At 45.1% G+C, this 25,788-nt stretch carries 20 protein-coding genes and 2 pseudogenes; 6 read left to right on the top strand and 16 right to left on the bottom strand.

All coding sequences use genetic code 11. The annotated features are described in order from the left end of the window. Nucleotides 1-188 precede the first annotated feature (188 nt). Entirely contained in the window at nucleotides 189-1,295 is a 1,107-nt protein-coding gene (locus C400_RS0113210) for a M23 family metallopeptidase (protein ID WP_016819977.1), read from the top strand. A gap of 44 nt (nucleotides 1,296-1,339) precedes the next feature. On the opposite strand, the gene yunB is transcribed toward C400_RS0113210, so the two are convergent. The 16 genes and pseudogenes from yunB to C400_RS0113130 all read right to left on the bottom strand — a co-directional run bounded on the left by yunB (nucleotide 1,340) and on the right by C400_RS0113130 (nucleotide 19,972). Beyond that, nucleotides 1,340-2,089 carry a sporulation protein YunB gene (gene yunB / locus C400_RS0113205; RefSeq protein ID WP_017427260.1) on the bottom strand — a complete coding sequence of 250 codons (750 nt, stop codon included), beginning with the start codon at nucleotides 2,087-2,089 and terminating at the stop codon, nucleotides 1,340-1,342. A gap of 197 nt (nucleotides 2,090-2,286) precedes the next feature. Then, nucleotides 2,287-3,219, bottom strand: coding sequence for an aldo/keto reductase (locus C400_RS0113200; protein WP_016819975.1), 933 nt, complete (start codon nucleotides 3,217-3,219; stop codon nucleotides 2,287-2,289). A gap of 83 nt (nucleotides 3,220-3,302) precedes the next feature. Then, nucleotides 3,303-4,140, bottom strand: a pseudogene (locus C400_RS0113195) (carbohydrate ABC transporter permease). A 2-nt stretch (nucleotides 4,141-4,142) separates the two neighbouring features. Continuing rightward, the gene (locus tag C400_RS0113190; RefSeq protein ID WP_026065442.1) at nucleotides 4,143-5,045 is read right to left on the bottom strand and encodes a carbohydrate ABC transporter permease; all 903 of its coding nucleotides are present in this window, start codon (nucleotides 5,043-5,045) and stop codon (nucleotides 4,143-4,145) included. 32 nt (nucleotides 5,046-5,077) lie between these two features. Next, entirely contained in the window at nucleotides 5,078-6,442 is a 1,365-nt protein-coding gene (locus C400_RS0113185) for an ABC transporter substrate-binding protein (RefSeq protein ID WP_017427258.1), read from the bottom strand. Nucleotides 6,443-6,540: 98 nt separating this feature from the next. Next, nucleotides 6,541-8,397, bottom strand: a complete 1,857-nt coding sequence (locus C400_RS0113180; protein ID WP_017427257.1) for a sensor histidine kinase — start codon at nucleotides 8,395-8,397, stop codon at nucleotides 6,541-6,543. Nucleotides 8,398-8,421: 24 nt separating this feature from the next. Next, complete coding sequence (locus C400_RS0113175) at nucleotides 8,422-10,017, bottom strand: response regulator transcription factor (RefSeq protein ID WP_017427256.1); 1,596 nt, start codon at nucleotides 10,015-10,017, stop codon at nucleotides 8,422-8,424. Between the two features lie 69 nt (nucleotides 10,018-10,086). Then, nucleotides 10,087-10,776, bottom strand: coding sequence for a DNA alkylation repair protein (locus C400_RS0113170; RefSeq protein WP_017427255.1), 690 nt, complete (start codon nucleotides 10,774-10,776; stop codon nucleotides 10,087-10,089). A 19-nt stretch (nucleotides 10,777-10,795) separates the two neighbouring features. Beyond that, nucleotides 10,796-11,413: a DNA-3-methyladenine glycosylase family protein gene (locus C400_RS0113165; protein ID WP_017427254.1), complete on the bottom strand. Its 618-nt coding sequence runs from the start codon at nucleotides 11,411-11,413 to the stop codon at nucleotides 10,796-10,798. Between the two features lie 61 nt (nucleotides 11,414-11,474). Then, a complete protein-coding gene (locus tag C400_RS0113160) occupies nucleotides 11,475-12,290 on the bottom strand; it encodes an SPL family radical SAM protein (protein ID WP_017427253.1) in 816 nt (271 codons plus the stop codon). Between the two features lie 11 nt (nucleotides 12,291-12,301). Then, nucleotides 12,302-12,838 (bottom strand): methylated-DNA--[protein]-cysteine S-methyltransferase, encoded by a 537-nt coding sequence (locus C400_RS0113155; protein ID WP_016819966.1) that lies wholly within the window; start codon nucleotides 12,836-12,838, stop codon nucleotides 12,302-12,304. After that, entirely contained in the window at nucleotides 12,819-13,424 is a 606-nt protein-coding gene (locus C400_RS0113150; protein ID WP_016819965.1) for a bifunctional transcriptional activator/DNA repair enzyme AdaA, read from the bottom strand. Before C400_RS0113150 ends, C400_RS0113155 begins: the two co-directional genes overlap by 20 nt. Before the next feature lie 151 nt (nucleotides 13,425-13,575). Next, a complete protein-coding gene (locus tag C400_RS0113145) occupies nucleotides 13,576-15,066 on the bottom strand; it encodes an alanine/glycine:cation symporter family protein (RefSeq protein ID WP_017427252.1) in 1,491 nt (496 codons plus the stop codon). A gap of 206 nt (nucleotides 15,067-15,272) precedes the next feature. After that, nucleotides 15,273-17,174, bottom strand: coding sequence for a beta-glucoside-specific PTS transporter subunit IIABC (locus C400_RS0113140; RefSeq protein ID WP_017427251.1), 1,902 nt, complete (start codon nucleotides 17,172-17,174; stop codon nucleotides 15,273-15,275). Between the two features lie 252 nt (nucleotides 17,175-17,426). Continuing rightward, nucleotides 17,427-18,257, bottom strand: coding sequence for a BglG family transcription antiterminator LicT (gene licT / locus C400_RS0113135; RefSeq protein ID WP_016819962.1), 831 nt, complete (start codon nucleotides 18,255-18,257; stop codon nucleotides 17,427-17,429). A gap of 275 nt (nucleotides 18,258-18,532) precedes the next feature. Continuing rightward, the gene (locus tag C400_RS0113130; RefSeq protein ID WP_017427249.1) at nucleotides 18,533-19,972 is read right to left on the bottom strand and encodes a 6-phospho-beta-glucosidase; all 1,440 of its coding nucleotides are present in this window, start codon (nucleotides 19,970-19,972) and stop codon (nucleotides 18,533-18,535) included. A gap of 427 nt (nucleotides 19,973-20,399) precedes the next feature. Here C400_RS0113130 and C400_RS0113125 point away from each other — a divergent pair, with 427 nt between their 5' ends. The 5 genes and pseudogenes from C400_RS0113125 to C400_RS0113105 all read left to right on the top strand — a co-directional run. Beyond that, the gene (locus C400_RS0113125; protein ID WP_017427248.1) at nucleotides 20,400-21,860 is read left to right on the top strand and encodes an L-fucose/L-arabinose isomerase family protein; all 1,461 of its coding nucleotides are present in this window, start codon (nucleotides 20,400-20,402) and stop codon (nucleotides 21,858-21,860) included. A gap of 23 nt (nucleotides 21,861-21,883) precedes the next feature. Beyond that, on the top strand, nucleotides 21,884-22,729 hold the full coding sequence (locus C400_RS0113120; RefSeq protein ID WP_017427247.1) for a transketolase: 846 nt from the start codon (nucleotides 21,884-21,886) through the stop codon (nucleotides 22,727-22,729). 3 nt (nucleotides 22,730-22,732) lie between these two features. Beyond that, nucleotides 22,733-23,668 (top strand): transketolase family protein, encoded by a 936-nt coding sequence (locus tag C400_RS0113115; RefSeq protein ID WP_017427246.1) that lies wholly within the window; start codon nucleotides 22,733-22,735, stop codon nucleotides 23,666-23,668. 15 nt (nucleotides 23,669-23,683) lie between these two features. Then, nucleotides 23,684-25,225 carry a glycerol kinase GlpK gene (gene glpK / locus C400_RS0113110; RefSeq protein WP_017427245.1) on the top strand — a complete coding sequence of 514 codons (1,542 nt, stop codon included), beginning with the start codon at nucleotides 23,684-23,686 and terminating at the stop codon, nucleotides 25,223-25,225. A gap of 130 nt (nucleotides 25,226-25,355) precedes the next feature. Then, nucleotides 25,356-25,788, top strand: a pseudogene (locus C400_RS0113105) (HTH domain-containing protein); the annotation flags it as partial.

Below are 25,788 nucleotides of genomic sequence, written 5' to 3'. Positions count from 1 at the left end.
GAAAGCCATGGAAAAACCTCCATTCATTGTTCCCTTTTTGATATGACATTGATGCCGGAAAAAGTAAACTCTTGAGATGGATAAAAGCGGCGGATATGGCTCAATCTAATCAAAAGCGCCCTATTTACGCAAATACGGGCCAAGAATTTACCGGGCGCTTAAGCCCTTTTAATAGGAGGTCGGTTCACGTGTCTTACCCTACGCGGGCAGTCCGCGCTGTTCGTCTGTTATCGCTGCTGTTGTGCGCTACTACACTGACAACGGCTTGTCCGCTTCCTGCTCATGCCCTTGCCGAGCACACAAAGTCCTCGTCAGCCGGAAATAACCTGACAGCAAATATGGATGCTTCACATGCTTCGTCTTCATCGTATACGTCCAGACTTGCTTTATATCACTCCATCGAAGCCCTGACAGGAGTCCCTTGGTACAGACTGGCTGCCATCGACCAGTACGAACGCACACTCACGGTGGCCCATCCCAAGGATCGCAAGCATGCGGAACGGATCATAGGTATTTTTGTGACAGGACCGGTATGGTCCGGTCTGTTGAACCCTGATGCCGAGGATCAAAATCCACGTTCCATTGAACTATTTTCCGGGCTGGGACAAGACGGCTCAGGCGATGGAATCGCTGACCGCAATAATGACAAAGATTTGCTGTTCAGCATCGCTTCTTATCTCGGAAAGTATGGAAATAACGAGGATGAATTTGGTATTGCCGTGTGGGAATATTACCATAACAGCCGCTCGGTTCAAAGAGTTCAGCAGTTTGCCAAGCTGTATCAGAGGTATGGCAAACTTGATCTGGTCAGTCAAGCTTTTCCGCTGCCTCTAGGCAGCATTTATAGCTACCGCAGCACTTGGGGAAGCCGACGCAGCTGGGGGGGCTACCGTATACACGAGGGGACTGACCTGTTTGCTGGCTACGGAGTTCCGGTTCGCAGCACCTGCTACGGTGTAGTTGAAATGAAGGGCTGGAACCCCTTCGGAGGCTGGCGAATCGGTATTCGTGATCTCAACAACCGCTATCACTACTATGCGCACCTTTCCGGCTTTGATAAAACCGTTCATAACGGAGACATCGTCACGCCTGGTCAGACGGTGGGCTGGGTCGGAAGCTCGGGCTATGGGAAACCGGGTACCCAAGGCAAGTTCCCACCACATCTACACTATGGTATATACCGGGACAATGGCTGGACAGACTGGTCCTTTGATCCATATCCGCTATTAAGACAGTGGGAGCAGAGTGAACGTAAAGCGCTCAAATCAGGAAAAACCAAAGGGACCTCCTCATAGGTCCCTTTGGTTTTTTTGAGTAACTCACACTCACCCCCTCTTGTTTATGGCGTTGGGGACTGATTGAGGGAATTGGGGTCTTCCTGTATCTCTGGAACACTTTCTATGCTGGAACCTACAGCACCGCTACTCTCTATGGAATGGGAAGGCAGTGCCAACTGCGGAGCGGTTGCACCATTTTTGCCGACTGGTTTCCCCTGATTGTCATAGTAGTACATCGGGACGTTGCCCACTACCAGCAAATAAGAAACCGGGATTTCCGTCTCCACAATCTGAGGTTGCATTTCAAACGGTATAACCACAGACACTTCCGTCGTAATTCGAATGTACACTTCCACCAAGATCATGTTTATGCCCGCATCCTGCTGACGTGTATTTAAATCCACCTTGATTGCTCCATGCGGCTCCACTTTTAGGGGAACCTTGGGTCCATAAGCTGCCAGTAGCGGACTCCCCAATGCCTGACCAATCGGAACACTTTCATCAAAATGACTCATACTGTCCATCGTTGCCTTGACTGCTTTGAGCGTGTCTGACGTAATTCTCATATGCTCCGCATAATTTAGAACAAATCCAGAGGTTCTCCCTTGCGTATCCGTTCTCCATTCGATCAAATTATCAGCAGTCTTCCCCTGCTCTACCTGCGCAGTAATTGCTGAATTAATAGCCTCTGTCGCCATTTGTTTGACCCGCACTTTAGCCAGATGCATCATGGGTGGCTTCAAATGCTGTTCCACATAGGCGGCCACCTGTACGATTCCTACCAGCAGCGCCAATGCCACAATGAGCCACATCCTGCGTCTGCCACGTCGCCTTCTGTTTGGTCTGCTGTGCCATTGCGGTTTTCTATTCATTCTGATCCCCCCGCAGCGATGAGCTTACTTTAGAAGGATATGCCGCAAATAAACGAAAAAGAAGCTGCCCGTCCGGCAGCTCCTCCTGGTGGTAAACATATATGATTTCAAATACGATTCAGTCCAAGCTCAACTCATTATTTGAAAATGTGGTCAATCTTTTCGATATCCGCTTGACTCAATTGGACATTCAGCGTTTTCAGATTCGCCAGAACCTGCTCCGGTCCCTTCGCGCCTGGAATGAGGGCATCAATCGAATCACGAGTCAAATACCATGCAAGCACCACATGAGCAACCTCTGCATTCAACGCATTAGCGATCTCGCGTACCTGCTCCACTTTGTCCAAATTACGAGCAAATGCCTCTCCCTGAAACAATGGATCTTTCGCTCTGATGTCCGTAAAGGTCATGTCTTTCGTATACTTACCACCTAGTAGTCCAGAAGCTAGCGGGAAATACGGCACAAACGAAATGCCATTTTCCTTAGTATAAGGCAGCAGATCCTTCTCAGCTTCCCGTTGCAACAAATTATAATGGGATTGAAGCACATCTACATAGCCGTCACTATTCGCATCCTTAAGTTGTTCAATGGTAAAGTTAGATACACCAATAGCTTTAATTTTGCCTTCGTCCTTAAGCTTCTTCAGTTCTCCGACTGCTTCTGCCTTTGGCGTAGCTTCATCTGGGAAATGGATATAGAACAGATCAATATAATCCGTTTGTAATCTTTTCAGACTGGATTCGACGGATTCACGTAAAAAAGCAGGCGAGTTGTCAAAAACAACCTCTCCGTTTACAAATTTATGTGCTCCCTTGGTCGCTATAACAGCTTCCTCACGTTTGCCGCGCTCTTTAAGTACCTCACCGATCAACCGCTCTGAGTGCTCAGGCCCATAAATAAAAGCTGTATCCAGAAAATTGATGCCGTTATCCAAAGCTGTGCGAACGACTTCTTTGCCCGTTTCATTGTTCAAACCGGAAAAAAGATTATGTCCTCCTACCTTATTCGCACCCAAACCGATTGGTTTTACATATAAATCTGTTTTGCCAATACGCACTTGCTCTGCCAATTCACGTCATCTCCTTTTCGAAAGTTACTTCCATTTTATTATTAAATTCCAAAAAAAGCAAAGTGCGTACCTTGCTGCTGCTCTTATCCCTTGATCCCCGTTAAGGCAATACCTTCCATAAAATACTTCTGTCCTATGGCGAAAAGAATGATAGCTGGCAACACGACAATTAAAGAAGCGGCCATCAGAACACCCCATTGCGCTGAATATATTCCCTGAAACTGCTGTAGCCCAATCGCCAACGTAAATTTGCTTTCATCATTAAGATAAACGAGCGGTCCCATAAAATCATTCCATGTGTTCAAAAATGTAAACAATCCGATGACCAAAATCGCTGACCGGGACAAAGGTAAAATAATGCGAGTAAAGATCGTAAAATGGTTGCCTCCATCCACAAATACAGCTTCATCCAGTTCTCGCGGAAGAGTCATATAAAATTGTCTGAGCAAAAAAAATATTAAAAACGCCTCCACCAAAAAACGAAGGTAATACCAATGGAACATAGGAATTAACCATACCTAATGCCTGCCAACCAATAAAAGACGGAATCAGCGTAACTGCAAACGGCAGCATCATACTGCTTAATAACACAGCAAATACCTTATCTCTTCCTTTCCACCTCATTCGCGCAAAGCTGTAGGCAGAAATGGTACTCGACAGGAGTACACCCGCTAAAGTACCTGCAACGACAATAAATGTGTTCACAAAATAGCGCCCAAACGATAACTCTTCAAACGGCTGTAAAAAATTCTCAAGTACAAATGGCTCCGGAATCCATTTCGGTGGGATCAAAAAAATCTGACTTAAATCCATCATGGAGCTTCTCACCAGCCAGTAAAAAGGAAACATGCAGAACAAGGAGCCCACGATGAGAACTGCGTAGAGTAAAACCCTGCTCCAACTCCATCCGCGTTTTTTCATGCTCACGCCCCCCCGCCTTCGTAATACACCCATTTGCGGGCTGTCTTGAATAGAAAGGCAGTGAAGATCAAAACTACAATAAAGAGCACCCATGCAATCGCACAGGCATAACCCATATTCGAAAAAGTAAATGCCTCGCGGAATAAATAAAATGTGTAGAACAAGCTGGAATTGTTAGGTCCGCCCTGAGTCATGACGTAAGGCTGGACAAACACCTGAAATCCACCGATGAAGCCCATAATCGTATTAAAGAAAATTGTGGGCGATGTCAACGGAATCGTAATATAAACAAGCTTATGAAGAGCGTTCCCACCGTCAATTTCAATGGCTTCATAATAGTGCCTAGGTATGTCTTGTAGGCCAGCCAAAAAAATAATCATAGTCCCCCCAACGGTCCACAAACTCATTAAAACCAGTGTAGGAACTACCGACCCTTCACTATAAATCCATTGACTTTCCGGCAAATGCAGCGCGCGCAGCACCACATTCAGCAAGCCAAGATCCGGATCAAACAGCCACATCCAGATCATAGACGATGCGATGAGCGGCACAATCGTAGGTAGATAAAAAACGGTCCTAAAAAAAGCCAACCCCTTTACCTTTTGATTGAGCAATATGGCCAAAAAGAAAGCCACTATAATTTGAAGGGGCACACTCAAAAACACATAATAAAACGTAACTCCAAGTGATTTATAAAAAAATTGATCTGTACCATCAAATAAGTGGACGTAATTATCCAGACCGATAAAATGGGCCTGTGAAGCAACCTTGTAATCGGTAAGACTGAACCAGAGACTAGCGATCATCGGTCCCAGAACAAAGATGACAAAGCCGAGAATTGCGGGGGCGGCGAAAAGCCACCCCAACCCATTTTCCCTCTTACGAATCGAAGATAACGATTGCATTCTATCCCTCACTTTCTGTCACAGCCTTCACCTTATTCTTTCGGGTATGTCCCCTTAAATTCAGCATTCGCCTTGGCGGAAACCTCCTTAAATGCTTGCTCCACCGTTTTCTTGCCCAGCCATACTTGATCCAGCGCCGGGTTAATAATCGCATTGATTTTTTCCGAATTTTTCAGATAGTAGTCATAAGAATTGACACCGTTATGCAGCGTTTGGTTCATGACTGCATCACGATATCCATCCGCATGGCCTGGCTTGACATCTGCCCATTTGCTAATCAAGTCTGGTTCGGTGTACCACTTTTTCATGACAGGCATCCACAATCCGCTGGAATGCATGTCAAGCCCGCTTTCAGCATCCAGCAAGAATTTATAAAACATCCATGCTTCTTTCGGATGTTTGGTTTTGGCAGAAATCACTTCCGGTTCGCCAAACAGGATCGTTTTGCTGCTTTTCAGTTTGGGTAACACGCCTACACCAAAATTCACCTTCGATTCTCCGAGATCCAATTGGACCCACTGCCCATCCAGATCCATCGCTACACGTTTGCTTTGCAATGCTACGGCCGGGGAAGGGATATTTTTGGACTGCGTAGGCGACGGTGCCACATGATACACGTTGATCAGGTCCGCCATCTTTTGCACGGCTTCAATCACATCAGGGTTTTCAAGATTAAGCGAGTCCCCTTTATCTGAAATAACGCTTGCGTTGTTGGAAGGTACTAGCAGATGCCACATCCATGTGTCAAACCGAACTCCATACTGTTTGATGTTACTTGCATCGAAATTGGGGCTAAGCGCATTATTTCCCGCTTTATCAATGGTGAGCTTTTGCGCTGTCTCTAAGAACTGTTCCCATGTCCAAGCCTCTTCAGCTTTGATTGGCGGCAAGGCAACACCAGCCTCATCAAACAAATCCTTGTTGTAATAGAGCGCAAAGGCTTCCTCCGTCACCTTGACCCCTGCCACTTTATCCTTATCCCAATAGATGACTGAATTAGGAATGAGACTCTCCTTCGTTAGCTCCTTATCCTCCTTCAAAAATTCATTTAAATTATATAGTTTGCCTTGTTCAGCCCATTGCAGAGCCTGTGCTTTATAAATAGGAAATACATCTGGTGCCTGATTGGCCGCAAACATCGTCGTTAATTTGGTGACGTAATCCCCGGGGATGTGCATATAGTTGATTTTGATCCACGGATATTTGTCTGTGAATTTTTTGGCGATCTCCTGTTGAACCTTCTTCTCATTGGTGCTCCCCCAACTGGCATAGGTCAGTGTCACTTGCTCGTGCCCCTGCAAATCTACTGGCTTACTGCTGCTCTCATTTGAACTACAGGCTGACATCAGTCCAACGACCAAGCACATGCAGACGATCCATAACTTTCGTTTTAACATGAGTAACGCCCCCAAACCGTTTATTTTTTATCTTTTCGTTTGTTGCTTCGTCACTAAATTCATTCTAGCAAACGCTTACATTTTTGAAAGTCGCACTCTCATTGGATTGGTGTCATTTGATTAGATCTATGTGTTTCTCCGATTCGGATCAGGACAAATGTCCCTTTATCTTCTGGTGAGTGGAGCGCAACCCCATATTCCATCCCATATAACAGCCGTACTCTTCTGTCTACATTTTTAATGCCCGTTGACCGGATTTCTCCAGCTTGAATGCGGCGTATATGATCTTCTTGAATTCCTAATCCATTATCCTCGACTTTAAAACACACCAATTGCTTTTCGACCCAGGCTGTGATCTTAATCCGACCACCTGATTCCATTTCGGCGAAGCCGTGAATAATTGAATTCTCCACAAAAGGCTGCAAGAAGAGTTTGGGAACCTCCATCTGAAGTAAAATGGGATCAATATCATACTCCACTGTGAACTTGTTCTCAAAGCGATTTTGCATAATATAAATGTATTTTTCCAGCCAATTCAGATCGGTTTCCAGGCTCCAGGTCTCGTTTTTGTTTCGAGTCGTAATTTGCAGCATTTCCGCCAGACTAATGATCAATCGGCCCAGTTCCTGTTGTTTATGTTCTAATGCGATCCAATACATTGTCGTTAAGGTGTTATACAAAAAATGGGGATTAAGCTGTAAATTAAGTGCCATTAACTCCGATTCTTTGGCTCGCAGACGTGATTTGTAATTTTCTTCGATCAAATCTTTAATTTTCTCATTCATTTGATTAAATCGGATCACCAGATCCCCCAATTCATCATAGCCGCGTTCAGGAATTCGAATATCAAAATGTCCCTTCTCCATTACCTTCATTGCCTGTTTCATATCCGTGATGGGCTTACTGATGTATACCGACAGCAAATAAGCAAGGATGACAGCAATGAGCATCATAAAGCCTAAAAAGAACAAGGTGTAGGTACGAATCGTTGACAAATGCCCCAGTACATCTTCCATGGGAATGGCTATATATGATACCCAGCCCGTCGTCTTCATCGCTTCGTAAACCAGTAGTATACTTTGACCCTTCACGTTTACCATTTTTGTCCCTTGTTCCGAAGTAATGGCATTCTTCAGCCAATCCGCCACGGGCTCCCCCGCTTGTTGCTGTCGATCTGAGCTCATGACTATCCCGTTGTTATCGTGAATCATACCGTAGGATAGATGTGCAAATCCGCTGCGGGCTGCATAATCTTCAAAACCATCCTTTAACAAATCAGGCCGGAAATTCAATATAAGTATAGGCTTCTCCTTTCCTTCAGGAAGCGTATGAAAGGTTCCAGCATCATCTAATGCAGTCAAATGAAGCTGCTTAACCACAGCAAATAAAGAACTAAAATCATAGGAACCTTGTTTTAAATCCTGCTGATGAAAGGTATCAGCATACGAATAGGCAGGAATCCACCTGGTAGCCCCCTCTGCTTGTACCGCCGTTGTCGCCAAGGGAGAAGAATAGAACGGCAGAACGGGAATATACATCCGCTCTGTACTTCCGTATGCATACTTTTGCGTCATAATCTGTGAAGCGTACACTTCCTCCATATTGCCAAAGTATCTGTACAAAATTTTCGTAATGCTGCGATCAGCTCGTAAAAGCGATGAAGAATCTGTAGTATCCACGTCTGTGATGGTCTGTAAAAGATCATGATCAATTGGAATCATATCTACGGTTTTTTGAATAGCTGTCAGCTTGTTATCCAGCAGCTGGTTATTGCTACGCAATACACTTGTAACGCTATCTGTTACGTTTGCAGTAATATTCCGCGCACTGGTTTCGAAGTAGACAAAGCCCAGGATCAAAACGATAAAACCAGACAACAAAAAATAGGACAGCATCAACTTCGTACGAAAGCTACTGTCCAAAAATTTTTGATATATATATTTGACTTGGCGCATTGTACCTTCCTTTCACCTAACGACTCAATTGAATTTCCTGCGAAATTCGTCAGGTGTGTGCTTAACGTTTTTTTTGAACACTTTAAAGAAGTACTTGGTATCTTTATAACCAACCTGTCTACTAATTTCTGCGACCTTGGCGTCTGTATGCAGCAGTAAGTGCTGAGCCTTTTGCATTCTGAGCTTCACCATATATTCCGTGAACGAGAGCCCAAAATAGTTTTTGAACAGAATGCTAAAATAGGACGCATTATAGTGAAAGCGCCGGGCCACAATCTCCAGACTTAGGTCTTCATGTAGATGTGTATCCAGAAATTCCTTGCATTTTTTCATGATGGGTTCACCTTTGGAGCTGCCATCAAGCTCAAGAATCAGCTCTTTTAACCATGCTGCAATACGATCCTCAAGATTTTGGAGAGATGTGGCCTCTTCGACAGCTCGGTTCAACTGTTCCGAGTAACGTGAGTAGACTTCCTCACTCCACCCTATATTTAACCGTGGTAAACTAACTAGGAGAAGGTGTATTAATTTAGCTTTAAGCGCATCAGGTGGAGGGTACCCTTGCGTCATTCGTCCAATGAAATGTTGTACCCATTCCAATAGCTGATCGGGCTTTCCATTGGAGTTAGCGCTTTCAACGAATTTTAGAAAGGCTATTTGTTCATGAGTGCTCAATTCCTGTACCGACTGTTCATCATCTGAAACGACAAGGTTCAAACATCTGGTGTGAGGTGTATAAAATCGCATGGAGATCAGGCGAACAGCCTTTTCGTGAGATTGGCTTATTTGCATTTCATCGAAATCAAAAGGCTGACCCCAAGCAAACCAAATGGAGATAGCTTGCTGCTGCTCCACCTTTTTCAGTCCAGCTTGAAGTGCGCTTTTGGCCTCCTTGCCTTCAGCCCTTTCCCTCCAATTCACTACAACGACCATATGCTCTCTAGGGGTTTCAAGCGGGAACACGACAGAAGATGCCCACGGGCGCAATATTTCAACAACCGCGTTTCGCAGCTTAGAATCCCACGCATATATATCCTCCGGGCGGGATGCAGATGTCCCCAACGCGAGGACTTCTCCTATCCCCTGCCATCCAAAGTGACTCTTTAATAAGCTTTTCTCGTTAGGCTGTAACTTGTCTGTCACGCATCTGCTAAACAAATGCTCCACAAAGGCAGGCATGCTTTGCTCGATCTGATTCAACGCTGTTCGATTTTCACCGAGTGCTCCCTGCTCCTCTACAATGATCTTCTCCATTTGTTGAATCACTTCAATAAGCTGCTGTGATTGCACCGGTTTCACCAAATAATCATTCGCTCCGTACCGTACCGCCTGCTGTGCATAGCTAAATTCCTGGTAGACTGTCACTAAAATAACTTTGGTCTCATGCTGACCCGATGTTCTCAATTGTTGTAGATATTCAATCCCATTCATAATCGGCATTTGAATATCTGTAAAAACGATCTGGATCGGCTGGGATAATGAAATGGTCAAAGCATCTTTCCCATTCTTGGCTTCCCATACCTCGTATTCTGGACGTAAATCCCGGATCATGGCAGCCAACCCACGACGCTGCCTAGTTTCATCATCTACAACAAGCACTCCCAGCGGGATCGAATTCACAGACTCCCCTCCTGTCGGTCTTATACACGTATGTTTTTTCAGTATAACACTTACAGGCGGGGACCCATCCTATTTTCTTTTTCGCTTCATACTACGAATGGTCGTTTTTGTGGTCTGATCCACCCGGTATGATTCTGTGATTTTTTGCAGAGCTTTATTGAAAGTAAAATTGTCTAATGTATTATGACTTAAATACGCCGTCGTTACCTCTGGCAGCTTGATATAACAGATAGATATCGCCCATGCTACCGCCATTTGTACATAATAATCTTCCCGATGGGTCTGATCTAGCAAATTAAGCACCCGGTTAATATACTGTTCCTCAATATAAAAATTCAGAAGCATAACCACCCCAAACCGAATCTCATATTCTTTCTTAGAAAACAGATAAGGCTGAATAAAATCCCATACTCTTTCTTTATGTTGCTTCGTAATTTTCAATCCGGCACAGAAACTGTCACATACGGACCAATTATCAATTTTAGGAACAAACTTGGCGGTATAACTCAAGACTTCCTCAATATCTGTTTTAACAGAACCAATCACCATACCTTGCAGCATCACTTCTTCAAAGTGTTCACTTTCAGCGGTCTCCAGATAGAGACGCCAATCTCCCTTGGCAATTTCTTGAGCCAGCTTACGCAGCACTGGCAGACGCACACCCAGCACATTATTAATCGTCGGAAGCAATGCAGCCGTAAATTTCTGAAAATCTGTATCCACATGTGACAATATCTGTTCTCTGATGGTCTTCTCCATATTTTCCACTCCCTGTTTGTTAACGAAATGAAATGCTCCACAAATAAATGGAGGCCACTGAACCATAAGGCGAATACACTCGGCGATACTCCTCAAATTGCTGCTTGGTCAGTGTATCTAAATGGTACAACTTCATCATTCCCCGCCGAATAGCCATATCGCCCCAACTGACGACGTCTGGACGTTCCATGCAATTAATCAGCATCATTTCAGCCGTCCAAGGGCCTATCCCTTGTAGCGAGGATAATTTCTGGATCACCTGTGTATCGGAAAACTCATACAACTCCTGTAAATCCAACAATCCCTGCTCGATCGTTTGGGCTATATTCAGGATACATGCTGCCTTTTTCATGGTGATGCCACAGCTTTGAATATCCTGAGCTGTCTGAACGGCTATATTTTGTGGAGTGATCGCTCCTAATTTTTCCTGCATCCTTGTCCATATGGTCTGAACCGCCTTGGCGGAAATAAGCTGCCCCACAATCGCATGAACAAGCGCTGCAAACAGGTCGGGAATGATTACGCGTTCTACCTTGCCCATTTGCATTATAGCTGTACCAAGTACGGTATCTACCGTCTTCAGGTAGTTGATTTCCTTTTCACCATAGTCAAAGTTTTTGGTCATTACCGTTTCCATTGGTTCTCCCGCTCCCCTTGTAAGGTGCACTCTTCATTTAATGACATAGGTTGCTTTCATATCAGGGTTCGAATCCTTCTTTGCTCACATAGAGCTGTTCTTTCGGAAAAACCTGAAGAAAACGCTCATAAACCGCCTTATACGCAGCAGGGTGATACCATTCCTCCAGCCCCAATGACTCATACAGCGCACCAATTTTCAAGCTACGCGTCCGCCTTCCCCCGCTACCGTCTCCCATAAAATAATCATCTATACAGACACGGTTGACCAGAGACACGAGCTTGTTTGCAAAATGCTCACTGCTTGGCAGCATCGGAGCAATGGTAGCTTGCGTCGGTACACCTGCCTCTTTTAAAAGTTGCAGTGTTTGGAGACGAGCCTGGATGGGAGGAGCCTCCGGGGTGAAATGTTTGCGTATATCCTCGCGGTCTGTTTCTACCGTGATACTCACACGTACACGTTCCTTCAATTGGAGCAATAAATCAATATCCCGTCGTACAAGCGGACTACGCGTCTGTACAAAGAGAAAATCCGGTGGATCTTCCACCATCACTTCCAGCAGAGATCGGGTCACCTCTTGTTTGTACTCGGCCGGCTGATAAGGATCTGTGCTTGACGACATAAAAATCGTAACTTTACCTTTGGATTTGGCCCTACGAAGCTCCTTACGAAGAATATCAGCCGCCTCTTTTTTAATATCAACCCATGTTCCCCAAGTTTCCTTCCGAAACGTAGAGACTGGCAATTGGCGTACATAACAATACGAGCAACCAAAGGTACAGCCGGTATACGGGTTCAACGAGTGTGTATACCCTGACAAGAAGCCAGTCCCTTTATTCAAAAGAGTCTTGGGGGATTTGTAATACTCATTTTTCATACCTGACCTCACTACTGTATTGGTTTGTGTGTGTGATTCTTTTCAAGCTGCAAAAGCTTCACCTTCATGTCCAGCCCCCCACGATATCCGGTCAAAGCTCCATTCTTACCAATGACCCGATGACAAGGGATGGTGACCAAAATCGGATTAGCACCGATAGCGGTACCAACCGCACGAACAGAGTTCGGCTTTTGAATCGCGTTGGCAATGTCTGAATAGGATTGTGTCTCCCCATACGGAATATTACACAGCGCGTTCCACACAGCCATTTGAAATGCAGTTCCATGAAAGTCAAAAGGGAATGTAAAATGTGTACGCTCCCCTTGGAAATATTCAATCAACTCCTTGGCATAGAGCTGTAAAATGGTATCCTCTTCAACTAAAGGACTGCCGGGAAATCGACTTCCTGCCCATGCAATCAATTCCTCAACAGTTTGATTAAGCGAACCAACATAACATAATCCTTCCGATGTAGCTGCAATATATAAATTCCAATCCTCATGCACCAATAATGACCAATAGATCGTTTTATTCATTTGATATACCATGCTGTGTATCTCCTTTTTGAGTTGCTATGGATTCGAGTTGGCGATATTGCAATGGAGTGTAGCCTATATTCTTTTTAAACAACGTAATAAAGTAAGGGGTATTGGACAGACCTACGTTCTCCCCCACTTCCGCAACAGATTGTTGTGAGCAAATAAGCAGCTTCTTCGCTTGTTCCAACCTCGTACGCTGTATATATTCCATCGGAGTTACATGCATGATTCGCTTGAAGGTACGATGTAAATGGTACGGACTTCCATGACTGATCTCTGCCAGGACGTGCAATGTTAAGTCCTTCATATAATTCGAATCTACGTATTCTGTAACTCCTGCGATCCAGTCGTGATCAGGCAATCGTTGTCCTGTCGGTTTACATCTTTTGCATGGACGAAAATGCTCAGCCAAAGCCTGCTCTGCTGATATAAATAAACGGATGTTCTCTCTTTTAGGAGGTCGGGATTTGCAGGAGGGGCGACAAAATATTTTCGTTGTCTTCACAGCATACAAAAATACCCCGTCATAAGACTTGTCATTTTCTATAATAGCTCTCCACTTCTCGTCTGTTATGGATAAATCGGATGTTCTCATTTCAATCACCCCTCTGTGCAATGTACCCTGTCTCATATCTAAATTATAAACTAAACAGTGAACATATGTACCCCTTTTGGAATGTAAAGGCAAGATAATGAAAAAAGATGACCCACAAGGAGCCATCTTTAAATGTAGTAATCTATCTTATTTAGGCTTGAATCTTACCCGGTTCAACTGTGATCGTCAACTCATCTGAAGGAAGCTGATATTCCCGTGACCAATAATCTGCATTTGAAATTCCCGCCTGCTTCGGATCAAATACCGGGTCTAGCCCCTGCCTCCGCTGCTGCTCGTAATCCTTGAGCACGAGAAGCGCAGGCTTGGCCAGGAGAATCATAGCAATCAGATTGACCCAAAGCATAATACCGACGCCCATATCCCCTAGTGTCCACGCCAAGGCCGATTCTTTGACGACCGTTCCATAAAACGTCGAACCCAGAATTACCAACTTTAACAGGAACATAGGCCATTTGGCTTTACGGTCGGCAACCAGGTAAGCCATATTCGTTTCAGCGATGTAATAATACGCAATAATGGTGGTAAATGCAAAAAAGAACAAGGTTATGGACAAGAGACTTGAGCCAAAACCCGGGAATACCGATTCAATAGCAGCCTGTGTATATTGGGTTCCTTCTTCAACACCCGGGAGATGCTGCACAATATACCCCCCACCTGGTCCCTTCACATTGTACATACCTGTAAACAAAACCATGAAAGCCGTAGACGTACAGACTAAAAAAGTATCTACATATACGGAAAAGGCTTGAACCAGCCCCTGTTTTGCCGGATGGGACACTTCTGCTGCGGCTGCTGGATGCGCACCAGAGCCTTGTCCCGCTTCATTAGAATAAATGCCTCGTTTTACACCCCAAGCAATGGCTGTCCCTGCTATACCGCCGAACACTGAATCTACACCAAAAGCACTGCGAAAGATCAGGGCAAATACCTCGGGAAGCGCAGTAATGTTCGTCATCATAATATAGAAAGAGACAAGGATGTAGCCTAGTGCCATAAACGGTATGACAACCTGAGCCACATTGGCAATTCTTTTGACACCGCCAAAAATGATAAGCGCCAGCAACACGACTACTAATATCCCAGAAACCTTCATATCCATACCAAACGAACTATGAAAAGCTACGGCGATGGAGTTCGATTGAGTTCCTGGCATCAACAAACACATAGCGACCAACGCTACTACCGCAAAAATAACGGCAAACCATTTTAAGCCTGTTCCTTTTTCAATATAAAAAGCCGGGCCGCCTCGGTACTGACCATCACGCTTTACCTTATATACCTGAGCCAGTGTAGATTCAACAAACGCAGTAGCCGACCCGATAAAGGCCATGACCCACATCCAAAATATCGCCCCTGGCCCCCCCATACCGACTGCCAATGCAATCCCAGCAATGTTCCCCGTCCCTACACGTCCCGATAGCGCCATCGTAAAGGCTTGAAAAGAAGAAACGCCTGCCTCTGAGCTTTTTCCTTTAAAGACAAGGCGAATCATCTCTTTGAAATGCCTAATTTGTAAAAATCGAGTCATGATTGAAAATAATAGCCCCACGCCCAAACAGACATATACCACAGGATTGCTCCAAATGACGCCATTTACTGCCTCTGCCCACTTCTCTAACATTCCTTGCATTTCCCCCTGATCCATCAATTCATCTAGTCTATGTTTTCAGAAAATTTGCATAATTACAAAAAATTATAGATTAGTTTTTACGACCGTACAAGCTAATTTAATTGACATATTGTCAATTACAAATAGCCTTATTCGGCATCATAGGACGACAAAAAAGCTCTGATGATCCGAGAATGTGGATCATCAGAGCTTGGTCCTTACTTAAGGCAATCAGGCGATGCTTCTTGCTCATTATGAGCGCTAGAAAGTTTCAATAACGGTGCCTGCTCCGTTACCTGCCCTTGAGGGATGGGGAGGATTTCCGTATATTCAGAAGAATTTGTAATGATAACTGGCGTAATCGTAGGATAACCCTCTGCCTTGATTTGCTCAACATCAAATTCGAGTAGCAAATCTCCTGCTTTTACTTGATCGCCTTCTTTGATATAGGAAGTAAAATGTTTACCATCCAGCTTAACCGTATCTACTCCGACGTGAATTAGAACTTCTGCGCCATGATGCGAAACCACTGCCAGCGCATGCTTTTTCTTGAACGCTACAGTAATGGTTCCGTCGAACGGTGCTACAACTCTGCCTGTTGTCGGCTGGATGGCTATACCTTTACCCATAGCTTCCGCAGCAAATGCTGGATCGGGAACCTCCGACAGAGCGACCACAGTTCCTTCAATCGGGCTTAGCACCTCTTCGTTAGAAACGGTAACTGTAGAAGTCGATTCTTTAGCCGAGTTGTCAGCGGTTTCTTCCTCTTCAACTGGATCTTCGAAGCCTAAAATATAAGTCAAGATAGCCGAAACCAAGAATGAAACAGTAATCCCTAGAATCAATCCTGGGAAGCCTTGTCCGCCAGGACCGTAAAAGATCGGCAAAGTCAGCAACCCAGGTGCGCCGGAGGCAAATGCTTGCGTCCCCGCTTGGCCGATAATGGCACCACCGACAGCACCACCGATAACACCAGCAATAAACGGGCGCTTCAGTGGCAGCGTAACCCCATAGACCGCTGGCTCTGTAATACCGAACAAAGCGGTAAGTGTAGCAGAACCTGCCAGCGTTTTCAGCTTTTTATTTTTCGTTTTCAGCATGACACCAAACGCTGCGCCGGTTTGAGCAAAGATGGAAGCCGCAGCAGAAGGCTTAATACCGTCTCTGCCGTTAACAGCAATGTTATTAATAAATACAGGTACAAGACCCCAGTGAACACCGAAAATAACGAGCAACTGCCAGCAAGCACCGAGAATTGCTCCAGCCAGCAGCGGACTAAAGCTGAACGCAGCAACGAGTGCGGTGGCGATTGCATTGCCCACATACACCCCAACTGGACCAAAAACCATCAGAGTCAGAGGAAGCATAATTACAAGTAGAATCAAAGGTGTAATAAAGTTTTTGACGCTCTCATGGATCAGTCGATTGCACCATTTTTCCAGCTTACTCATGACGATAACGGCTAAAATAATCGGGATAACGGTTGATGAATAACTCATCATCACAATAGGAATACCGAAAAAGTCTGTTGCTGTGCCTTCTGTTTTCAGCGTGACTATCGTCGGGTACAGCAATCCTCCGGCAATGGTCAGAGCAACGAAGATATTACCACCAAATTTCCGTGCCGTTGTAACCGCTAACAAGAGCGGCAGGAAATAAAACAAGCTGTCGGCCGCAGCATACAAAATCATATAGGTCGTGTCTTTTGGTACCAACCAGCCAAGGTTGCTCGCAATCAGCAGCAGACCTTTCAAAATACCGGACCCCGCCATAACTCCAAGCAATGGTGCGAAAATGCTGGAAATTACGTCAATTACAGCGCCAAATCCTTTTTTGCCTTTAGTTGAGTTCTCTTCTTTTCCAGTTTCATTCAAAATGTTGGATACTTGGCCGATGGCATTGTATACTTCTGGTACTTTGTTGCCAACCACAACCTGGAACTGGCCACCGCTCTGCTTGACCGTAATAATTCCATCGGTTTTCTCCAGCTTTGCCTTATCTGCTTTCGCCTCATCTTTTAGCACAAAACGCAGGCGCGTGGCGCAGTGTACGAGCGATACTACATTTTTTTCCCCGCCTACCAGGTGCACAATTTCTTTAGCCAGTTTTTCATAACTCATGATGGACACCTCCATGTTCTAAGGGGCTTTTTACATATTTAGGCACACAAAAAACCTAAGCCTTGAAAAATGGTGGGCACTTGAGTCCCGCGATTTTTCATGACTTAGGTTTTGCCTGCATAACCAGTAACAATCCCAGTTAAAACTTATTAAATTCCTGTTACTCACATAATACATTTAATCTACCATATTTGTCAACAAAAACATTTAAACATATACTTTCGATTCTTTTTCGAATAAAAAGTTTAGAGCTTATCTGTTCACCACTCGTTCAATATGCACAGTCAAATACAGCTTTTCTTCGTTCGTTAATTCATGATTGTATTCTTTTTTAACGAAAGTTCCGATTTTCTCCGTACAAGCGGCTGCATCCTTGTGCTTTTCCTTAATCAAGTCATATAAATGATCATAGTTATTTTCATAGTGATTTCCTTTAAATACGCGCTGAGCGAAAAATTTCAGATGCGTAATAAAGCGGAAATAACTTAGAGAATCCTCGTCAAAATCAACCTTAAAGTGGTATTTTGCGATATTGATAATTTGCTGGATAAACTTCGTAATGCTCATGGTCGTAATGACTTCCTCATTCATTTCAGCATTCACAATGTGAAGGGCAATATAAGCCGCTTCATCCACAGGCAGTTCAATAGCGAGCTTTTGTTTGATTTGTTCCAGCGTTCTTAGACCAATCGCGAATTCTTCCTTGTACAGCTGCTTGATTTCCCACAATAACGCGTTTTTGATTTCTAGTCCTTCCCGGTACCTTTCAATAGCGAAATTGATATGGTCGGTCAGAGAAACATAAATATTTTCGTTCAGCTTTCTGTTCAGATTATGCTTGGCGTCATTAATGACTTCCTCCACAATCACAATCAAATCCAGCGGTACCTCGCGCAGCAGCATTTTGAAGTTATCGGATGTCTGCTTGTTTTTCAGCGCAAATACCTTCTGAATTCTGGTTTCATCTACTGTGTCTCCAGGCTTTTTCTTAAAAGCAATCCCCCGACCCATTACTACGAGTTCAGTACCGTCTGTCTGGTAAACACTAATTACATTGTTGTTGATGACCTTTGCTATATTCATCTCGATCCCCCGTTCCATATGCCAGCAAGAGCCACTCATGCTCCATCCACTTTATTGCAAACAAAAAAAACCGAAGCACGCCAAATAAACAAGACTGTAAAATCCGCTTATTCGTGGCTTAGGTTTTGCCTGCTCTGCAGTAACAATCCTAAAAATGATGGAATTGCGTCAAGTATAGCCCGAAAAGGAACGATTGTCAACGCTTTCAATTGAGAAACGAGGATCGGAAATTCCCGTTGATTCAGGACGTCCGATCCTATTTTCTTGTCGTACGACTATTCGCCGAGATTTTCACCATCGGAATGAATTACGTTTTTATACCAGTCAAAGCTTTTCTTTTTAATACGTTTCAACGTACCGTTGCCTTCATTGTCACGGTCTACATAAATGTAACCATAGCGTTTTTTCATTTCTCCAGAGGATGCGCTGACAATATCAATAGGTCCCCAACTGGTGTAACCGATAATTTCGACGCCGTCTTGAAGAGCCTCACCCATTTCAGCAATATGTCGCTTGAGATAGTCGATTCGGTAATCGTCATTCACTTCTCCTTCAGGTGAAACCACATCATTGGCACCAAAGCCATTTTCCACTACGAAAAGAGGCTTTTGGTAGCGATCATGCAATTGGTTGGCTGTGATACGGAATCCTTTTGGATCGATCGTCCAGCCCCATTCGGACTTATCCAAATATGGGTTGGCCACGGAGCCGAAAACATTACCGCTAGTCATATTTTTGACAACCTCTGGGTCTGTGCTGGTTGTCCGGCTCGAATAATAGCTAAATCCGATGTAGTCGACGGTATGGTCTTTCAAAATGGCTGCGTCGCCGGATTCCATCTCGATGTTTAATCCATGGTCCTTGAAGAAGCGTTTGGCATAACCAGGATATTCGCCGCGTGACTGTACATCAATGAAGAAGTAGGACTCGCGGTCTTTTTCCATCCCCTGATACACATCTTCGGGATTACATGTATACGGATAGAAGCTTCCAGCAGCAAGCATACAGCCAATTTTCGCATCTGGAATGATCTCGTGACATGCTTTTACAGCCAGCGCGCTTGCAACAAGCTGATGATGCGCAGCCTGGTACTGAATTTGTTTAACGTTTTCACCTTCTTGGAATACAAGCCCGGCACCGAGAAACGGCAAGTGGAGCAGCATGTTGATTTCATTAAACGTCATCCAGTATTTTACTTTATCCTTGTAACGTGTGAATACGGTTTTGGCATAGGTTTCGAACAGACCAACCAGTTTCCGGTTGCGCCAGCTTCCGTATTTCTCGATCAGAGCTACCGGCACGTCAAAATGAGCAAGGGTTACAACTGGCTGAATGCCGTGTTTATGCAACTCGTCGAACAAATCATCGTAAAATTGCAGCCCCGCTTCATTGGGAGTAGCGTCTTCTCCAGTTGGAAAAATACGAGCCCAGGCAATGGAAACACGCAGTGCTTTGAAACCCATTTCTGCAAATAGTGCAATATCCTCGCGATATTGGTGATAGAAGTCAATGGCTTCATGGGAAGGATAGAATTCGCTTTCAAGTGGGGTTAGCGAAGGAACATTACCTTTCATTATGCTTCTTCTCTTCTCTCCGGTAGGCAGCAGATCCACCAGGCTCAATCCTTTACCGTCTTCCAAATAAGCCCCCTCGGCCTGATTGGCTGCAAGAGCACCGCCCCATAAAAAGTCTTTAGGAAAAATATAACTGGACATAAACGTTCTCCTTCCAAATGTGTGATAAAAGGGTGTACAGAAAGGGAGATGAATAATAAAAAAACCCAAACCAGCCTGGTTACACTTGCAGTGTAAACAAGCCGATTCAGGTTATGCCCTATCGGTAACATCCCATGAAAAGGTTATTCATATTTGATTGAAACTCTAACAAAGATTTAGGAGCCTGTCAAATTTAATAGATATGATACATACGCTATTCACTCTAAACAAAATACGAATTTTTAGTTTATTTTCGCAAAATAACTAAACTAAATAACTAATTTTTTATAAACAAGCTAATTGACAGCGGCTTACAGAGGTGATACGATGACTTTGAAAATAAAAATTTATATAATTTATCCACTAAAATTTAGTTTTGTTTAGTGTAATTTTAATTTGTTTACTTCTAGTACAAGGAGAGTTATTCATGAAAAAGCTGAAACTGGGTTATGCGCCTACTCGACGATTCACCTTCAGTGCTGAAGATGCATTCCGCTACAAAGTTGCCATTCGCCAACAAATCGAGAGCTTCGGAATGAACATTGATATCGTGGATTTGGAAGGGCTTAATGAGGAAGGTTTGCTGTATGACGACCATATTAACGCGGACTTGATTATCAAACGTTTCAAGGAAGAGGAAGTGGACGCCGTTTTCTTCCCCCACTGTAATTTTGGTACCGAGGATACGGTTGCCCGTGTGGGCAAGGCGCTTGGCAAGCCGGTTCTATTGTGGGGTCCACGTGATGAGGCTCCGTTGGCCGACGGCATGAGATTACGGGATACCCAGTGTGGATTGTTCGCTAGCGGAAAGGTGCTGCGCCGCTTTAATGTCCCTTTTACCTATATCACAAACAGTCGTGTGGCTGATCCGGTATTTGAACGAGGCTTTAACAATTTTATCTCGGCTGCCAATGTAGTACGACAGTTCAAAAGTTTACGGATTCTCCAGATAGGTCCTCGTCCTGCTTCCTTTTGGACCATGATCTGCAATGAAGGGGAGCTGTTGGAGCGATTCGGTATTGAGATTCATCCAATTACACTAGTAGATATTCAGCTCCGTTCAAAGAAAATTGCAGCCGGGAGCAGTGCTGAACTTTCAGAAGCGATTGATTATATCAAAGAGAAGCTGGACTACAGTGAAGTCACCGAAGAAGATATCAGACGCATCGCTGCACTTAAAGTAGCCATGAAATCCTATGCTATCGAAACCGGAAGTACAGCCATCGCCATCCAATGCTGGTCCTCCCTCCAGGAAGCTATGGGAATTATGCCTTGTCTGGCTAATGCCATTTTGACAGATGAACAAATTCCGGTCACCTGCGAAACCGATATTCACGGAGCAATTACTTCGGTTATGGTACAAGCGGCTGCGATGAACGAACTCCCCACTTTTTTCGCTGATATTACGGTACGTCATCCTGAGAATGACAATGGAGAGCTTCTTTTCCACTGCGGGAACTTTCCAGTATCCATGTCTATTGAGAACAAACCCAAACTACGCAAGCACTTCCTGTTCGATGATCACGCACCAGGCACACATGAAGGACAAATCAAAGGCGGCGGCATGACCATCGCCCGTTTTGATGGTGATCACGGAGATTATTCCATTTTCCTCGGCAAGGCTAAAGGAATTGAGGGACCTTATACCCGCGGTTCGTATGTCTGGGTAGAAGTCAACGACTGGCCGTTATGGGAAGAAAAGCTCGTCAAAGGTCCTTACGTCCATCACTCCGTTGGCATTCACGCTAATGTCATCCCGGCTCTGTACGAGGCCTGCAACTACCTTCCAGGTGTCACGGCAGATCCGGTAGATCCTAGCGAACAGGAAATCCAGCGCTGGTTGCGTGGCTCCGATCTCGCTGTCACCAAGTCGGGTATTCTGGTTTAACTATATTATTTCAGGAGGGCACTATGGAAATCCTAGACTTGAAAATCAAAGCCGCACAAATCCGTAAGGACCTGCTCACCATTATTCATCGTGCTAAAACAGGACATACAGGAGGCTCGCTGAGCAATACGGATATACTCACCGCCCTATACTACGAAATCATGAATATTGACATCGCTAATCCTAAATGGGAGGAACGTGACCGCTTTATTGCCAGCAAGGGACATTCCGTCGAGTCTTTATGGTGTATTCTGGCAGACCTTGGTTTCTTCCCTAAAGAAGAACTGGAAACCTATAGTCAATTCGGTACCCGTCTGATTGGGCATCCGAACAATAAAGTTCCCGGTATTGAAATGAATACAGGCGCATTGGGCCATGGCCTCCCCATCTCAGTCGGTATAGCACTGGCTGCCAAGCGTGACGGGCGATCCTACCGTGTATTCTGTCTCATGGGTGACGGGGAGCAAGCGGAAGGCTCCAATTGGGAAGCTGCTATGGCAGGTGCCCATTACAAACTGGATAATCTTGTCGGTATCATTGACCGTAACGGCCTGCAAATTAGCGGTACAACCGAGGAGGTTATGGGACTTGAGCCGCTGGAGGAAAAGTGGGCCGCCTTCGGCTGGAACGTGATCTCCATTGACGGCAACAGCATGGAGGAACTGATCCATACATTCCGTAATGTCCCTGAAATTGAAGGCAAACCAACGTTGGTGCTGGCAAACACGATCAAGGGAAAAGGTGTATCCTTTGCCGAGGGTGTTCCAGGCTGGCATCACCGTATTCCAAGTGATGATGAACTTGAACGCGCACTGGCGGAACTGACACAAGAAATAGACGAATTATCCGGGGAAGGACAGGTGAGATAAACAATGAACAAAATCCCAAATCGTCAGGTCATCTGTGAAACGCTGCTTAGCCTTGCCAAAGAGGATCGGGATATTATGGTGTTGGCTAGTGATTCTCGCGGCTCTGCTGCTATGGCTCCCTTTGCCGATGCCTATCCGGAACAATTTGTGGAGGTAGGCATCGCCGAGCAAAATATCGTCGGTATGTCTGCTGGACTCGCACACAGCGGTAAAAAGCCGTTCGTCACCTCTCCTGCCTGCTTCCTGAGCATGCGTAGTATTGAGCAGATCAAGGTAGATGTAGCCTATTCCGGAACCAATGTAAAGCTGATTGGGATAAGCGGTGGTGTTAGCTACGGTGCACTAGGAATGTCCCACCACTCTGTCCAAGATATTGCTGTCGCCAGAGCGATTCCTGGTTTGATGGTCTTACTCCCCGCCGATCGTCATGAAACCAAGAAAATGACCGAAGCGCTGGTTCAGCATGAAGGAGGCGCATATGTAAGGATCGGACGTAATGCTGTTGAGGATGTCTATCCGTCCGATGATTATCCGTTTGAGATTGGGAAAGCTGTTACCCTACAAGAAGGATCAGATATTACCCTGATTGGCGCTGGTGAGACCGTCCGTATCATTCTGGATGCGGCTGAGTTGCTGGGGCAGATGGGTATTAAAGCTCGTGTTCTCAATATGCACACCATCAAGCCACTTGATGAGGAAGCGATCATCGCCGCAACCCGGGAAACGGGAGGTATTGTCACCGTAGAGGAGCATAGCGTATTCGGAGGCTTGGGTGCCGCTGTAGCAGAAGTGGTGGTTCAACATCAACCGGTTCCTATGAAAATGCTGGGCATACCGGATGAGCCGGCGATTGCCGGCAAAACAGCTGAAGTCTTTGAACATTATGGACTTACCTCTGAAAATATCAGCAAGATTGTGCTCGAATTGATGAACAAGTAAGGAGCTGTAGCTGTAATGAATATCGAGACCTATATTCTGGCGATCGATCAAAGCACTTCCGGAACCAAAACACTGCTGGTTAATCAGCAAGGCGAAGTGATTACCCGTTATTCTTTGGAGCACAAACAATATTACCCGCAGCCGGGCTGGGTCGAACATGACCCGCTTGAGATATATCACAATGTGCTTATTGCTGCGAAAGGCGTACTGGAGAAGGCAGGGCTTTCTCCTTCCTCGCTGGCCGCAGTAACCATTACGAATCAGCGAGAAACGGCTCTGATCTGGGACCGTTCTACTGGCTTGCCTATCTATAATGCCATTGTATGGCAGTGCCAGCGAACGGCAGAGGTCTGCACACGGTTGAAGAATACTGGCTATGAAGATATTATACGCTCCAAGACAGGTCTAATGCTCGATCCTTATTTCTCTGCCGCCAAGTTCAATTGGATTTTGGAACATGTACCTCATGCCCCCCAATTGCTTGCTGAAGGTAAACTACTTGCGGGGACTATTGACAGCTGGCTGCTATGGAAGCTTACGGGCGGTCAAATACATGCAACCGATTACAGTAACGCCAGCCGGACTTCCCTTTTTAACATTCATACTCTGGCTTGGGATATGGAGTTGTGCAATATATTCGGTGTTCCTTCCTCCCTGCTCCCTGAGGTAAAAGCATCCGATACCTTGTATGGCTATACGCAGGAAGCGGAATTATGGGACGAACAAGTAGCGATATCAGGGATAATCGGAGATTCACAGGGTGCACTGTACGGGCATCGTTGCTTCGATACTGGCGACGCCAAAGCGACATATGGGACTGGAACATCTGTACTTATGAATATTGGTTCGCAACCCGTACAGGGCGGTGAAGGCTTGGTTACAACGATTGCCTGGGGGGCTTCAGGAAAGGTATCTTATGCATTGGAAGCTGTTATACGTACGACCGGAGACAGTATAAAATGGATACGGGATAATTTAGGATTATTCTCTTCATTTGAGGAAATGCAATCCATGATCACCGAATTGCAGGACAATGAGGGCGTATATCTGGTCCCTGCTTTTGTCGGTTTAGGTGCTCCCTACTGGAATCCCTCTGCACGTGCTGCAATTGTAGGTATGACCCGTGGAAACGGCAAAGCACATATTGTACGCGCAGCGCTAGAGAGCATCGGGTATCAAGTGAGAGATGCGGTTCAATTTATACGTGAACAATCCGGTGTGCCCCTTACTAGTTTACGTACGGATGGCGGGGGCTCATCTAACAGCTGGCTCATGCAGTTTCAGGCAGATATTCTGGGTACCCATGTTTCCCGCTCTACCTGTGCTGAGCTGTCTGCAATGGGTTCTGTGTATCTGGGCGGTCTCGGTGTCGGATACTGGTCAGATCCTAAAGGCATCATCACGGGAAATACCTCTGATCAGAATCTGTATGAGCACTACACTCCTAGTATGGATGAAGTCAGCCGCCAGCGGCTTTATGCAGGTTGGCAGAATGCAGTGCAGATGGTAATACGTTCAGAACAACCGCTTACACCATCTTCTTCCGCTAATTGTTGATGAATCTTCCTCATTTACTTTTGAGCTCACTACAAGCTTCCGATTATTTTACAGGTGTTACACTTGGATAATCGGAGGTTTTTTATGTACACTGCATGTATTCCGCTTTACAGAAAGGGGGAAACCTTGAATGAATGCACGCATGGTTTCAATTCTTCAGCACTTGCTGGCTGCCGATGCTCCTGTCAAAAGTGATTATCTGGCCAAATTGATTCAAGTTACTTCACGTACCATTCGCAGCGATATCCGGGAACTAGACAAATTTCTATCCAAGCACGGGGCAGCAATTGAACCTGTTCGTTCAAGGGGATATGAACTAAAAATTACGGATCATCGTAGCTTTCGTGCACTGCTGCAGCATTTATTCATGTCTGGCGAGCCCGATGATCCAGGTTCTCCCGGCTACCGGCAATTGTATTTAATCAAGCGTCTCCTGCTCGCTGATCATTATGTGAAGCTGGAAGACCTCGCAGATGAGCTATATATAAGCAAGTCTACGGTGCAGAATTGATTTCAAAGAGGTCAAAACCAAACCCTCCAAAGCTACGGAATCACCATTGGCA

The organism is Paenibacillus sp. ICGEB2008, from assembly GCF_000307675.1.
Classification (GTDB): Bacteria; Bacillota; Bacilli; order Paenibacillales; family Paenibacillaceae; genus Paenibacillus; species Paenibacillus polymyxa.
This window is presented reverse-complemented; position numbering and strand designations above follow the sequence as displayed.